The sequence below is a fragment of the Streptomyces sp. BK208 genome (assembly GCF_004364245.1).
GTDB lineage: Bacteria > Actinomycetota > Actinomycetes > Streptomycetales > Streptomycetaceae > Streptomyces.
In genome coordinates, this window is sequence record NZ_SOAV01000008.1 from 276336 (window position 1) to 289200 (window position 12865).

General features: G+C 73.3%; 17 protein-coding genes. 16 read left to right on the top strand and 1 reads right to left on the bottom strand.

All coding sequences use genetic code 11. The features are described from left to right. Positions 1–115 precede the first annotated feature (115 nt). The 9 genes from hisD to EV562_RS21520 all read left to right on the top strand — a co-directional run bounded on the left by hisD (position 116) and on the right by EV562_RS21520 (position 7308). Positions 116–1441 carry a histidinol dehydrogenase gene (gene hisD, locus EV562_RS21485; protein ID WP_133888450.1) on the top strand — a complete coding sequence of 442 codons (1326 nt, stop codon included), beginning with the start codon at positions 116–118 and terminating at the stop codon, positions 1439–1441. After that, positions 1438–2547 (top strand): histidinol-phosphate transaminase, encoded by a 1110-nt coding sequence (locus tag EV562_RS21490; RefSeq protein ID WP_133888451.1) that lies wholly within the window; start codon positions 1438–1440, stop codon positions 2545–2547. The genes hisD and EV562_RS21490 overlap by 4 nt, the downstream gene beginning before the upstream one ends. Further along, positions 2544–3137, top strand: a complete 594-nt coding sequence (gene hisB / locus EV562_RS21495; RefSeq protein WP_030186039.1) for an imidazoleglycerol-phosphate dehydratase HisB — start codon at positions 2544–2546, stop codon at positions 3135–3137. The genes EV562_RS21490 and hisB overlap by 4 nt, the downstream gene beginning before the upstream one ends. 3 nt (positions 3138–3140) lie before the next feature. Then, on the top strand, positions 3141–3305 hold the full coding sequence (locus tag EV562_RS35135; RefSeq protein WP_166661923.1) for a hypothetical protein: 165 nt from the start codon (positions 3141–3143) through the stop codon (positions 3303–3305). Further along, positions 3296–3952, top strand: coding sequence for an imidazole glycerol phosphate synthase subunit HisH (gene hisH / locus EV562_RS21500; protein WP_133888563.1), 657 nt, complete (start codon positions 3296–3298; stop codon positions 3950–3952). Before EV562_RS35135 ends, hisH begins: the two co-directional genes overlap by 10 nt. 2 nt (positions 3953–3954) lie before the next feature. After that, a complete protein-coding gene (gene priA, locus EV562_RS21505) occupies positions 3955–4680 on the top strand; it encodes a bifunctional 1-(5-phosphoribosyl)-5-((5-phosphoribosylamino)methylideneamino)imidazole-4-carboxamide isomerase/phosphoribosylanthranilate isomerase PriA (RefSeq protein WP_061445275.1) in 726 nt (241 codons plus the stop codon). Next, the gene (locus EV562_RS21510) at positions 4677–5081 is read left to right on the top strand and encodes a RidA family protein (protein ID WP_052841504.1); all 405 of its coding nucleotides are present in this window, start codon (positions 4677–4679) and stop codon (positions 5079–5081) included. The genes priA and EV562_RS21510 overlap by 4 nt, the downstream gene beginning before the upstream one ends. Then, positions 5078–5833 carry an imidazole glycerol phosphate synthase subunit HisF gene (gene hisF, locus EV562_RS21515; protein WP_133888452.1) on the top strand — a complete coding sequence of 252 codons (756 nt, stop codon included), beginning with the start codon at positions 5078–5080 and terminating at the stop codon, positions 5831–5833. Before EV562_RS21510 ends, hisF begins: the two co-directional genes overlap by 4 nt. A gap of 209 nt (positions 5834–6042) precedes the next feature. Next, positions 6043–7308, top strand: coding sequence for an MFS transporter (locus EV562_RS21520; protein ID WP_133888453.1), 1266 nt, complete (start codon positions 6043–6045; stop codon positions 7306–7308). Positions 7309–7318: 10 nt separating this feature from the next. Here EV562_RS21520 and EV562_RS21525 read toward each other — a convergent pair whose 3' ends face one another. After that, on the bottom strand, positions 7319–7954 hold the full coding sequence (locus tag EV562_RS21525) for a TIGR03085 family metal-binding protein (RefSeq protein ID WP_133888454.1): 636 nt from the start codon (positions 7952–7954) through the stop codon (positions 7319–7321). Positions 7955–8036: 82 nt separating this feature from the next. Between EV562_RS21525 and hisI the strand changes: the two genes are divergently transcribed. The 7 genes from hisI (at position 8037) to EV562_RS21560 (ending at position 12795) form a co-directional block, all read left to right on the top strand. Further along, a complete protein-coding gene (gene hisI, locus EV562_RS21530; protein ID WP_133888455.1) occupies positions 8037–8492 on the top strand; it encodes a phosphoribosyl-AMP cyclohydrolase in 456 nt (151 codons plus the stop codon). 11 nt (positions 8493–8503) lie between these two features. Then, a complete protein-coding gene (locus tag EV562_RS21535; protein ID WP_133888456.1) occupies positions 8504–10039 on the top strand; it encodes an anthranilate synthase component I in 1536 nt (511 codons plus the stop codon). A 57-nt stretch (positions 10040–10096) separates the two neighbouring features. Further along, entirely contained in the window at positions 10097–10738 is a 642-nt protein-coding gene (locus tag EV562_RS21540; RefSeq protein WP_133888457.1) for a TIGR02234 family membrane protein, read from the top strand. A gap of 120 nt (positions 10739–10858) precedes the next feature. Further along, entirely contained in the window at positions 10859–11110 is a 252-nt protein-coding gene (locus EV562_RS21545) for an HGxxPAAW family protein (protein ID WP_133888458.1), read from the top strand. A 179-nt stretch (positions 11111–11289) separates the two neighbouring features. Beyond that, the gene (locus tag EV562_RS21550) at positions 11290–11670 is read left to right on the top strand and encodes a DUF2752 domain-containing protein (RefSeq protein WP_133888564.1); all 381 of its coding nucleotides are present in this window, start codon (positions 11290–11292) and stop codon (positions 11668–11670) included. Between the two features lie 117 nt (positions 11671–11787). Next, positions 11788–12597 (top strand): indole-3-glycerol phosphate synthase TrpC, encoded by an 810-nt coding sequence (gene trpC / locus EV562_RS21555; RefSeq protein WP_133888459.1) that lies wholly within the window; start codon positions 11788–11790, stop codon positions 12595–12597. A 21-nt stretch (positions 12598–12618) separates the two neighbouring features. Next, positions 12619–12795, top strand: a complete 177-nt coding sequence (locus EV562_RS21560) for a hypothetical protein (RefSeq protein ID WP_133888460.1) — start codon at positions 12619–12621, stop codon at positions 12793–12795. Positions 12796–12865 lie beyond the last annotated feature (70 nt).

Here is a 12865-nt window from a genome sequence, read left to right on the forward strand (position 1 = left end):
CAAAGTGAGCACGAATCGCGGGAGTTCGCCCCGGACCGTGAGCGCCCGTCGCATTCCGTATCAGCCATTGATACGCGCGGACCGGGCCCGACGCGGGTCTGAGAGAATTGGTTGCGTGATCTCCCGAATCGATCTGCGCGGCGACGCCCTCCCCGAGGGCCCGGCCCTGCGCGACCTGCTGCCCCGAGCCGACTTCGACGTCTCGGCCGCCCTGGAGAAGGTGCGTCCGATCTGCGAGGCCGTGCATCATCGCGGGGACGCGGCGCTGATCGACTTCACCGAGCAGTTCGACGGCGTCCGGCTGGAGCGGGTGCGCGTCCCGGCCGAGGAGCTGACCCGCGCCCTGGAGGGCCTGGACCCGGCCGTGCGCGCCGCGCTGGAGGAGTCCATCCGGCGTGCCCGTCTCGTCCACCGTGAGCAGCGCCGCACCACGCACACCACGCAGGTCGTGCCCGGCGGCTCGGTCACCGAGAAGTGGGTGCCGGTCGAGCGGGTCGGGCTCTACGTGCCCGGCGGCCGGTCGGTCTACCCGTCCTCCGTGGTCATGAACGTGGTGCCCGCGCAGGAGGCCGGCGTCGGCTCGATCGCGCTCGCCTCGCCCGCGCAGGCCGAGTTCGGCGGCATCCCGCACCCCACCATCCTGGCCGCCTGCGCCCTGCTCGGCGTCGACGAGGTCTACGCGGCCGGTGGCGCCACCGCCGTCGCGATGTTCGCCTACGGCACCGAGTCCTGCCCGCCCGCCGACATGGTCACCGGCCCCGGCAACATCTGGGTCGCCGCCGCCAAGCGCTACTTCACCGGCAGGATCGGCATCGACGCCGAGGCCGGCCCGACCGAGATCGCCGTCCTGGCGGACTCGACCGCCGACCCGGTGCACGTCGCCTCCGACCTGATCAGCCAGGCCGAGCACGACCCGCTGGCCGCCGCCGTCCTCGTCACCGACTCCGTGGAGCTGGCGGACGCGGTGGACAAGGAGCTGCACCCGCAGGTCGAGGCCACCAAGCACATCGAGGACCGGATCCGCCCGGCCCTGGCCGGCCGCCAGTCCGCGATCGTGCTCGTCGACGGCCTCGACGAGGGGCTGCGCGTCGTCGACGCCTACGGCGCGGAGCACCTGGAGATCCAGACCGCCGACGCCGCCGCCGTCGCCGACCGGGTCAAGAACGCCGGTGCGATCTTCGTCGGCCCCTGGGCGCCCGTCTCCCTCGGCGACTACGCGGCCGGGTCCAACCACGTCCTGCCCACCGGCGGCTGCGCCTGCCACTCCTCGGGCCTGTCGGTGCAGTCCTTCCTGCGCGGCATCCACATCGTCGACTACACGCGCGACGCGCTCGCCGAGGTCGCCCATCACGTGGTGACGCTGGCGGAGGCCGAGGACCTGCCCGCACACGGTGCGGCGATCAAGGCGAGGTTCGAGTGGAAGGTCCCGGAGAGCAAGTGACGTTCGGCATCGACGATCTCCCCGTACGGGACGAGCTGCGCGGCAAGTCCCCCTACGGCGCGCCCCAGCTGGACGTGCCGGTACGGCTGAACACCAACGAGAACCCCTACCCGCTGCCCGAGGCCCTGGTCGAGCGGATCGCCGAGCGCGTCCGCGAGGCGGCCCGCGACCTCAACCGCTACCCCGACCGGGACGCGGTCGAGCTGCGCACGAAGCTCGCCGAGTACCTGACCGAGACCTCCGGACACCCCCTGGACGCGAGCAACGTCTGGGCGGCCAACGGCTCCAACGAGGTCATCCAGCAGCTGCTGCAGACCTTCGGCGGACCGGGGCGCACCGCGATCGGCTTCGAGCCGTCGTACTCGATGCACGGCCTCATCGCGCGCGGCACCGGCACCGGCTGGATCTCCGGGCCGCGCCACGAGGACTTCACCGTCGACGTGCCCGCCGCCGAGCGGGCGATCGCGGAGCACCGCCCGGACGTCGTCTTCATCACCACCCCCAACAACCCCACGGGTACCGCGGTCCCGGCCGAAGCCGTCGTCGCGCTCCACGACGCGGCCCAGGCGGCGAAGCCCTCCATGGTCGTGGTGGACGAGGCGTACATCGAGTTCAGCCACGGCGCCTCGCTGCTGCCGCTGCTGGCGGGCCGCCCGAACCTGGTCGTCTCGCGCACGATGTCGAAGGCGTTCGGCGCGGCGGGCCTGCGCCTGGGCTACCTCGCCGCGCACCCGGCCGTCGTCGACGCCGTCCAGCTCGTACGGCTGCCGTACCACCTGTCGGCCGTCACCCAGGCGACCGCCCTGGCCGCCCTGGAGCACACGGACACGCTGCTGAAGTACGTCGAGCAGCTGAAGACCGAGCGGGACCGGCTGGTCGCCGAACTGCGCGCCATCGGCTACGAGGTGACCGAGTCCGACGCCAACTTCGTCCAATTCGGGCGCTTCGCCGACGCCCAGGAGGTCTGGCGCAGGATCCTCGACCGGGGCGTCCTGGTCCGGGACAACGGCGTACCGGGCTGGCTGCGGGTCACCGCCGGCACCCCGGAGGAGAACGACGCGTTCCTCGACGCGGTCCGTGAAGTCAAGAAGGAGCAGAGCACATGAGCCGCGTGGGACGCGTGGAGCGCACGACCAAGGAGACCTCGGTCCTCGTCGAGATCGACCTCGACGGCACCGGCAAGACCGACATCGCCACCGGCGTCGGTTTCTACGACCACATGCTCGACCAGCTCGGCCGGCACGGTCTGTTCGACCTGACCGTGAAGACCGACGGCGACCTGCACATCGACTCCCACCACACCATCGAGGACACCGCCCTCGCACTGGGCGCCGCCTTCAAGCAGGCCCTCGGCGACAAGGTGGGCATCTACCGCTTCGGCAACTGCACGGTCCCGCTGGACGAGTCCCTCGCCCAGGTCACCGTCGACCTCTCCGGCCGCCCCTACCTCGTGCACACCGAGCCCGAGAACATGGCGCCGATGATCGGCGAGTACGACGTGACGATGACCCGGCACATCCTGGAGTCCTTCGTGGCTCAGGCCCAGGTCGCCCTGCACGTGCACGTGCCGTACGGGCGCAACGCGCACCACATCGTGGAGTGCCAGTTCAAGGCACTGGCCCGGGCCCTGCGCTACGCCTCGGAGCGCGACCCGCGCGCGGCCGGCATCCTGCCCTCCACGAAGGGTGCGCTGTAACCCATGAACGGCACGTCCACCGCACTGATCGTCGTCGGTCTCTTCTTCCTCGGCGGCATCTACTCCTTCGCCAAGCAGCAGATGCCCAAGGGCCTGATCGTGCTGCTCTCCATCGGCGCCGCGCTGTGTCTGCTCGCGGGCGTCCTGAGGCTGGAGGTCTGGAATTGACCGGCGCCACCCCGGCCAAAAAGGTCGTCGTCTTCGACTACGGCTTCGGCAACGTCCGCTCCGCCGAGCGCGCCCTCGCGCGCGCGGGAGCCGACGTCGAGATCACCCATGACTACGACAGGGCCCTGAACGCCGACGGGCTGCTGGTCCCCGGCGTCGGCGCGTTCGCCGCCTGCATGGACGGCCTCAAGGCCGCCCGCGGCGACTGGATCGTCGACCGCCGGCTGTCCGGCGGCCGCCCGGTCATGGGCATCTGCGTCGGCATGCAGATCCTCTTCTCGCGCGGCATCGAGCACGGCGTGGAGGCCGAGGGCCTGGACGAGTGGCCCGGCACGGTCGGACCGCTCCAGGCCGACGTCGTGCCCCACATGGGCTGGAACACGGTCGAGGCACCGGCCGACTCGCAGCTCTTCGCCGGCCTGGACGCCGACGCCCGCTTCTACTTCGTGCACTCCTACGCCGTCCACGAGTGGACCCAGGAGTCGCACAACCCGCTGATCGCCGAGCCCAGGGTCACCTGGTCCACGCACGGCAAGCCCTTCGTGGCCGCCGTGGAGAACGGCGCGCTGTGGGCCACGCAGTTCCACCCCGAGAAGTCCGGCGACGCCGGAGCCCAGCTCCTCACCAACTGGATCGAGACCCTGTAGAGATGAGCAAGCTCGAACTCCTCCCCGCCGTCGACGTCCGCGACGGCCAGGCCGTCCGCCTCGTGCACGGCGAGTCCGGCACCGAGACCTCCTACGGCTCCCCGCTGGAGGCCGCCCTGGCCTGGCAGCGCTCCGGTGCCGAGTGGCTGCACCTGGTCGACCTGGACGCCGCGTTCGGCACGGGGGACAACCGCGCGCTGATCGCCGAGGTCGCGAAGGCCATGGACATCAAGGTCGAGCTGTCCGGCGGCATCCGCGACGACGACACCCTCGCCGCCGCCCTCGCCACCGGCTGCACCCGCGTCAACCTCGGCACCGCCGCCCTGGAGACCCCCGAGTGGGTCGCCAAGGTCATCGCCGAGCACGGCGACAAGATCGCGGTCGGTCTCGACGTCCGCGGCACGACGCTGCGCGGCCGCGGCTGGACCCGCGACGGAGGCGACCTTTACGAGACGCTGGACCGCCTGAACAAGGAGGGCTGCGCCCGGTACGTCGTCACCGACATCGCCAAGGACGGCACCCTCCAGGGCCCCAACCTGGAGCTCCTGAAGAACGTCTGCGCGGCCACCGACCGGCCGGTCGTGGCGTCGGGCGGCGTGTCGTCCCTGGACGACCTGCGCGCGATCTCCGGGCTCGTCCCGGCCGGTGTCGAGGGGGCCATCGTCGGGAAGGCCCTGTACGCGAAGGCGTTCACCCTGGAAGAAGCCTTGGAGGCTGTGTCCACATGACATCCGAAGCCGTACGGCGCGTGCAGAGCGGAAGTCCCTGGGAAGAGTCCTTCGGTTTCGCACGGGCCGTGGCGGCGGGTGACCGTGTCATCGTGGCGGGCACCACCGCCTTCAAGGGCGACATGCTCTACGGCGAGGGCGACCCGTACGAACAGACGAAGGTGGCCTTCGGCACCGCCGTCGAGGCCCTCGCCGAGTTCGGGCTCGGCATCGAGTCCGTGATCAGGACCCGGGTGTGCCTGGCCCACTCCCGTGACGTCGACGCGGTGGGCCGCGCCCACAAGGAGCTGTTCGACTCCGTGCGCCCGGTCACGACCCTGCTGGTCGTGCAGGGTTTCATCGACTCGCGGGTGCTGGTGTCGGTCGAAGTGGAAGCGTATAGAGGAGCCGTGGATTCATGACCCTGGCGGTCCGAGTCATCCCCTGCCTGGACGTGGACAACGGCCGGGTCGTCAAGGGCGTCAACTTCCAGAACCTGCGCGACGCGGGCGACCCCGTCGAGATGGCCAAGGTGTACGACGCCGAGGGCGCCGACGAGCTGACGTTCCTGGACATCACCGCCTCGTCGGGCAACCGCGAGACGACCTACGACGTGGTGCGCCGCACCGCCGAGCAGGTGTTCATCCCGCTCACCGTCGGCGGCGGCGTGCGCACCGCCGAGGACGTCGACAAGCTGCTGCGGGCCGGCGCCGACAAGGTGGGCGTCAACACGGCCGCCATCGCCCGGCCCGACCTGATCCGCGAGATCGCCGAGCGGTTCGGCCGGCAGGTCCTCGTCCTGTCGGTCGACGCGCGCCGCACCGACACCGGCACCTTCGAGGTGACCACCCACGGCGGCCGGCGCGGCACCGGCATCGACGCGGTGGAGTGGGCGCACCGGGCCGCCGAGCTGGGCGCGGGGGAGATCCTGCTCAACTCGATGGACGCCGACGGCACCAAGGACGGCTACGACCTGGAGATGCTGGCGGCGGTGCGCAAGCACGTGAGCGTCCCGGTGATCGCCTCGGGTGGTGCGGGCAGCCTCGCCCACTTCGCCCCGGCGGTCGAGGCGGGCGCGGACGCGGTCCTGGCGGCGTCGGTCTTCCACTTCGGCGACCTGCGGATCGGCGAGGTGAAGGACACCCTGCGCGGAGCGGGTCACCCCGTCCGGTAGAGGGAACCCCAGGATGCGCAAGGAAAGGCGGAACCCGACCGCCCCCGACGGCCGGCCGCCGCTCCGGCCCACCCCCGCCGACCCGGGCGAACCGGGCGTGGAACCGTTCGCCCCGGCGAGGAAGGAGGGGCGCGGGCGGGCCGCGGAAGCCGCCGGCGACACCGAGGGCCGCGAGAGCCCCGCCCCGCACGTCCACGGAGTTCCCTCCCTTGTCTGAGACGACCACGTCCGTGACGGACGTACGGATACCCGCCGCCGTCTCCGTCCCCGCCCACCGCGACCCCAACGTCCTGCGCTGGGTCGCCGCCTACACGGCGTCCATGGTCGGCGACACGGTGTTCTTCCTCGCGCTGTCCTGGGCCGCCGTGCAGAACGGCACCCCCGCGCAGGCCGGCCTGGTCACCGCCGTCAGCGCGGTGCCGCGCGCGCTGCTCATGCTGGGCGGCGGAGTCGTGGCCGACCGGTTCGGGCCGCGCCGGGTCGTCATCGGCAGCGACGCCGTACGGTGCGCCGCGGTCCTCGCGGTCGCCGCCGTGCTGTTCGCGGCCGACCCCGGGCTGTGGCTCCTCGCCCTGCTCGCCGTCGTCTTCGGCACCGTCGACGCCGTGTTCATGCCCGCCGTGGGGGCGCTCCCGGCACGGATCACCGGCACGGACCAGCTCGCCCGCGTCCAGGGCATGCGCGGACTCGCCCTGCGCTTCGCGGCCGTCGTGGGCGCACCGCTCGGCGGGCTCGGGGTGGCGGTCGGCGGCGCGGCGGCGGCCTTCGCGTTCGCGGGACTGCTGATCGCCGTGTCCGTGCCGCTGCTGATCTCCGTCCGGATGCGCGACCTGCCGGCCGACGGCGCGGGAGCCGCGCGGGAGACCACGGCCTGGCGCGACCTGGTGGGCGGGCTCCGCTACGTCCGCCGGCACCGCGTCCTCGGTCCGCTCATGGTGACCATCGCCCTCGGCGACCTGGGCTTTGTCGGCCCCCTCAACGTGGGCCTCACCCTGCTCGCGGACGAGCGGGGCTGGGGAGCGTCCGGGATGGGCTGGGTGCTCGCGGGGTTCGGGACCGGCGCCGGGGCCGCCGCCCTGCTGCTGGCCGTACGGGGACGCCTGCCGCGCGCCGGGTGCGTCGCCGCCGGCACCATCGTCCCCGGCGCGGCCGCGATCGCCGCCCTGGCCCACGCGTCCGCCCTCCCCGTGGCCGTCGGCACGGCGCTGCTCATCGGCCTGCTCGCGGGCCTCAGCGGCGCCATGTGCGGCGCCCTGCTCCAGGCCCAGTCCGACCCCGCCTACCTGGGCCGCGTCACCGCCGTCGGCGGCCTCGTCAGCCTGGGGATAGCGCCGCTGAGCATGCCCCTGTCGGCCGCCGCCATCGGCCTGTGGGGGACCGGTCCGGTCTTCGCCGTCAGCGCCGCCGTGTGCGGCCTGGGCGGGGTCGTCGCCCTGTGCGCGCCCGGCGTACGGCGGGCCGAGCTGCCGGCGTGAGCGGCGGGCCTCAGATGCCCAGCTGCTTCGTCTCCCGCAGCCGGGCGATCGCGTCCTTCTCGCCCTCCAGCGCCACCTCGGCGGCGTCCTGCCGGCCGTACGCGAACAGCAGCAGCTCCGACGGCTCGCCCGTGGCGGTCACCACCGGCGTGCCCCGGTGGGCGACCGTCGTCTGACCGTTGGGACGGCGCAGGACCAGCCCCGTCGGGATGCCCCGGCCCATCAGCCGGGCGGCGCGCTCCAGCCGGGACCACAGGGCGTCCTGGAAGACCGGGTCCAGCTCGCGCGGCGTCCAGTCGGGCCGGGCGCGGCGGACGTCCTCCGTGTGGACGTAGAACTCGACCGTGTTCGCCGCCTCGTCGACCTGCTTGAGCTGGAAGGGGGAGAAGCGGGGCGGACCTGAGCGGATCAGCTGGATCAGTACCTCGTACGGCTTCGCGCCGTACTCCTCCATCACCCGGTCGAGCCGCGCCGCCAGCGGCTTGATCATGCTGCCCCCGGCGGCGTCGGGCCGGCGCTCGCGCACCACCACGTGCGCGGCGAGTTCGCGGGTCCGCCAGCCGTCGCACAGGGTCGGGGCGTCCGGACCAGCCGTCTCCAACAGGTCGGCGAGCAGAAGCCGTTCACGCTTGGCGAAAGTCGACATGGAGTCAGCCTACGGCGGCCGGCCGGGTCCGCCCAGTGGACATCCCGCGGGAGGGCCCGTCCCGGGCGGCACAATGGGGTGCATGACCAGCAGCTCCCCCGACAGCGGCGGCCCCGGGCGCCCCAGCCCGCTCGCCCCGGAGATCGCCGACCGGCTCAAGCGCACCGCGGACGGCCTCCTGCCCGCCATCGCCCAGCAGTACGACACCGGGGAGGTGCTGATGCTCGGCTGGATGGACGACGAGGCCCTGTACCGCACGCTGACCACCGGACGCTGCACCTACTGGTCGCGCAGCCGCCGGGAGTACTGGGTCAAGGGCGACACCTCCGGGCACTTCCAGTGGGTCAGGTCCGTCGCCCTGGACTGCGACGCCGACACCGTGCTCGTCAAGGTGGACCAGGTCGGCGCCGCCTGCCACACCGGCGCCCGCACCTGCTTCGACGCGGACGTGCTGCTCGCCGGGGACGCCGCGGGTGCCGAAGACGCCGCGGGCGCTGAAGACGCCGCGGGCGCCGACGCGCCCCGGGCGGGTCAGTAGGGTCTGCCGCCATGGACGTCACGCATGACATGGACCTCGACACCTTCCGCAAGCTGGCCGCCGACCGCCGGGTGATCCCGGTGAGCCGCAAGCTCCTCGCCGACGGCGACACCCCGGTGGCCCTGTACCGCAAGCTCGCCGCCGAGCGCCCCGGCACCTTCCTCCTGGAGTCCGCCGAGAACGGACGATCCTGGTCCAGGTACTCCTTCGTCGGCGTCCGCAGTGCCGCCACCCTCACCGAGAAGGACGGGCAGGCGCACTGGCAGGGGACCCCGCCCGTCGGCGTCCCCACCGACGGCGACCCGCTCGCCGCCCTGCGCGCCACCGTAGAGGCCCTGCACACCCCCCGCGACCTCGCCCACGACCTGGGCCTGCCGCCCTTCACCGGCGGCATGGTCGGCTACCTCGGCTACGACATCGTGCGCCGCCTGGAGAAGGTCGGCCCCGGTGAGCGCGACGACCTGCGGCTGCCCGAGCTGACCATGCTGCTCACCAGCGACCTCGCCGTGATGGACCACTGGGAGGGCTCGGTCCTGCTGATCGCCAACGCGATCAACCACAACCACCTGGAGACCGGCGTCGACGAGGCCTACGCCGACGCGATCGCCCGCCTGGACGCCATGGAGGCCGACCTCACCCGCGCGGTCGCCCAGCCCCCGGCCGCGCTGCCGCCCTCCGAGCTGCCGGAGTACACCGCGCTGTGGGGCGGCCCCGACTTCCAGGACGCCGTCGAGGACATCAAGGAGCGCATCCGCGCGGGCGAGGCCTTCCAGGTCGTCCCCTCGCAGCGCTTCGAGACGCCCTGCACGGCGAGCGCGCTCGACGTCTACCGGGTCCTGCGCGCCACCAACCCCTCCCCGTACATGTACCTGCTGCGCCTCGACGGCTTCGACGTCGTCGGCTCGTCGCCCGAGGCGCTGGTCAAGGTCGAGGACGGGCGCGCCCTGGTGCACCCCATCGCCGGCACCCGCCCGCGCGGCGCCACCCCGCAGGAGGACCAGGCGCTCGCCGACGAACTGCTCGCCGACCCCAAGGAGCGCGCCGAGCACCTGATGCTCGTCGACCTCGGCCGCAACGACCTCGGACGGGTCTGCGAGCCCGGCTCCGTCGAGGTCGTCGACTTCATGTCCGTCGAGCGGTACTCGCACGTCATGCACATCGTCTCGACGGTCACCGGCCGGGTCGCCCCCGGCCGCACCGCCTTCGACGTCCTCACCGCCTGCTTCCCGGCCGGCACCCTCTCCGGGGCACCCAAGCCGCGCGCCCTGCAGATCATCGACGAACTCGAACCCTCCCGCCGCGGCCTGTACGGCGGCTGCGTCGGCTACCTCGACTTCGCGGGCGACTCCGACACCGCCATCGCCATCCGCACGGCGCTGCTGCGCGACGGCACGGCCTACGTCCAGGCCGGCGCGGGAGTCGTCGCCGACTCCGACCCGGTCGCCGAGGACACCGAGTGCCGCAACAAGGCGGCGGCGGTGCTGCGGGCCGTGCACACGGCCAACCGGCTGACGCGACAGGACCGGCCGGACGGGACGGTGGGGTGATTATCACGCCCTCCATTTCGAACCCCGGGTGACGGTTCGCCCGGGGTTCGGGTGATAGTGGGGTACGTGACAGCTGTTCCTCACCCCCGCACCCCAGCCGCAGGACCCGCCCGGGCCGGCCGCCGGAGCCTCGCCGTCGCCCTGCTGTGCGGCGCGCTCGGCGCCGCCGTCGTCCTGCTCGCCACCCGGCAGGAGTGGGCGCAGGGCACCGCGACGGTGGCCGGCGGCGCGTTCCCGCTGAGCGCCAAGGGCAGCGACGTCACGGGGGTGCCCGCGGCGCTCGCCGTAGTCGGCCTCGCCGCGCTCGTCGCCGTCTTCGCCGTGCGCCGCGCCGGCCGCCTCGCCGTCGCCGCCGTGCTCGCGCTGAGCGGCGCGGGCACCGTCGCCGCCGCCCTCGTGGGCGCCACGGACGGCGCCGCGCTCGACGACCAGGCCGCCGAGGCGGCCGGCGACACCTCGGCCACCGTCGACGCGCTCTCCCACACCGCCTGGCCCTACGTCGCGGCCGTGGGCGGCGCCCTGCTCCTGCTCGCCGGACTGCTCGCGCTGCGCTACGGCCGCCAGTGGCCCGCGATGTCCGGCCGCTACGAGCGCGACGGCACCCCGCGCCCGCGCCGCAGGCCCCAGACCGTGGACCCGGACCGCCCCGAGGACCTGTGGAAGGCCATCGACCGCGGCGAGGACCCCACCAGCGCCTGACCCGCCGCCGGGCCCGCGTTCACCCGCCGGAGCACCCCCGCTCACCGCGCGTGTCCCCGTGCGGGACAATGGGTGCGAGCGTCCTGCTCAGACATGGCACACAGCAACGAGGAGCAAGCAATGGCGGGCAGCAGCCACGGTCACACCCCGGCCGCCTGGACCGGTGTCATCATCGCCTTCATCGGTTTCTGCATCGCGGGCATGTTCATGGTGGCCGCCCAGCCGTGGGGCTTCTGGGCCGGCCTGGTGGTCGTGCTCCTCGGTGGTGTCGTCGGCTACATCATGCGGATGATGGGCCTCGGCCAGCCGAAGCAGAACCACCCCGTGCACAAGGTCTCCGGCGAGCACGCCCAGGCCGGCGCCGAGGGCTGACCCGCCCGACGGTCACGGACCCCTGAGGGGCGGCTCCGGCACAGGGGTGCCGGAGCCGCCCCTCACGTGCGGGTGGCGAGGGCCGGGGGCAGAATGCGGGCGTGACCGCCGAGAGCGCAGAGCCGACCCCGAGCAGCCCCCGCACCCGCCGCCTCCCGTCCCGCACCGCGGCCGCCCGCCTGGCCGTCCCGGCCGGGGTGCTCGCCGCCGTCGTCGGGGCCTTCGCCTACGTGGGGAGCGTCAATCCCTACGAGCCCGGCCACTACCCGGTGTGCCCGCTGCTGCGCTTCACGGGCGTCTACTGCCCCGGCTGCGGCGGCCTGCGCAGCGCCCACGCCTTCGTCCACGGGGACCTGACGGCCGCGCTGCACGCCAACGCGCCCGCCGTCCTCGCCTACCTGGGCTTCGCCGTACTGTGGACCGTCTGGGTGATCCGGGCGGCGCGGGGCCGTCCCGTGCGCGTCGCCCTCGGACCGGTCCACCTGTGGACGCTCGGGACGTTGCTGCTGGTCTTCACCGTTGTCCGGAACCTGCCGTCCGGGGGCTGGCTCACCCCTTGAGCAACCCCGCCACGTCCAGGTAGTGGGACTCCCCCCGGCCGGATGCGGGACCGGTGCCCGGCTCCGGATACCATCACAGTGACCACACGTTTTGCCGTCTGAAAGGGGGCCGCTCGCGTGAGTGTGCTCGACGAGATCATCGACGGAGTCCGTGCCGACCTCGCGGAGCGGCAGGCGCGCGTCGGCCTCGACGAGCTCAAGGAGCGCGCGGCCAAGGCCCGCCCCGCCAAGGACGGCGTGTCCGCGCTGCGCGGCGACGGTGTCAAGGTCATCTGCGAGGTCAAGCGCTCCAGCCCCTCCAAGGGCGCCCTCGCGGCCATCGCCGACCCGGCCGGACTCGCCGCCGACTACGAGGCGGGCGGCGCCGCCGTCATCTCCGTCCTCACCGAGCAGCGCCGCTTCGGCGGCTCGCTGGCCGACCTGGACTCGGTCCGTGCGCGGGTGGACATCCCCGTGCTGCGCAAGGACTTCATCGTCACCTCGTACCAGCTGTGGGAGGCACGGGCGCACGGCGCGGATCTCGTGCTGCTGATCGTCGCGGCCCTCGAGCAGCCGGCCCTGGAGTCGCTGATCGAGCGGGCCGAGTCCATCGGACTCACCCCGCTCGTCGAAGTGCACGACGAGGACGAGGTCGAGCGCGCGGTGGACGCGGGCGCCAAGATCATCGGCGTCAACGCGCGCAACCTGAAGACGCTCGAGGTCGACCGCGGCACCTTCGAGCGGGTCGCCCCGGAGATCCCCGCGCACATCGTCAAGGTCGCCGAGTCCGGCGTCCGCGGCCCGCACGACCTCATCGCCTACGCCAACGAGGGCGCCGACGCCGTCCTGGTCGGCGAGTCCCTGGTCACCGGCCGCGACCCGAAGACCGCGGTCTCCGACCTGGTGGCGGCCGGCGAGCACCCCGCGCTCCGTCACGGCCGGAGCTGACCCCCGGTAGGCTGACCGACGATGACTCTCCCGCTCACCCTGGCCGCCAGGGATCCGTACGCGCGCCTGGCGCGAGGCTGCCGCCCCCACGGCTGCCGCGCCCCCGCACGCCGGATCCACGGCCGCCGGGTGCGGTACGTCATCGGAGACGAACCCGGTCAGGTCAACGGCCGCCGATGGCAGCGCCCCTTCTTCTAGGGGCGCGGGGAACTGCGCGATGAGCCGCACACGGCCCGCAGTCGACAGAGAGCACCCGCCCCCACGGCGA

Bases quoted from the DNA above. Each gene is read 5' to 3' on its own strand.
- hisB (WP_030186039.1), top strand. From the start codon at position 2,544: ATGAGCCGCGTGGGACGCGTGGAGCGCACGACCAAGGAGACCTCGGTC.
- EV562_RS35135 (WP_166661923.1), top strand. From the start codon at position 3,141: ATGAACGGCACGTCCACCGCACTGATCGTCGTCGGTCTCTTCTTCCTC.
- priA (WP_061445275.1), top strand. From the start codon at position 3,955: ATGAGCAAGCTCGAACTCCTCCCCGCCGTCGACGTCCGCGACGGCCAG.
- EV562_RS21510 (WP_052841504.1), top strand. From the start codon at position 4,677: ATGACATCCGAAGCCGTACGGCGCGTGCAGAGCGGAAGTCCCTGGGAA.
- hisF (WP_133888452.1), top strand. From the start codon at position 5,078: ATGACCCTGGCGGTCCGAGTCATCCCCTGCCTGGACGTGGACAACGGC.
- EV562_RS21525 (WP_133888454.1), bottom strand. From the start codon at position 7,954: ATGTCGACTTTCGCCAAGCGTGAACGGCTTCTGCTCGCCGACCTGTTG.
- hisI (WP_133888455.1), top strand. From the start codon at position 8,037: ATGACCAGCAGCTCCCCCGACAGCGGCGGCCCCGGGCGCCCCAGCCCG.
- EV562_RS21535 (WP_133888456.1), top strand. From the start codon at position 8,504: ATGGACGTCACGCATGACATGGACCTCGACACCTTCCGCAAGCTGGCC.
- EV562_RS21545 (WP_133888458.1), top strand. From the start codon at position 10,859: ATGGCGGGCAGCAGCCACGGTCACACCCCGGCCGCCTGGACCGGTGTC.
- EV562_RS21560 (WP_133888460.1), top strand. From the start codon at position 12,619: ATGACTCTCCCGCTCACCCTGGCCGCCAGGGATCCGTACGCGCGCCTG.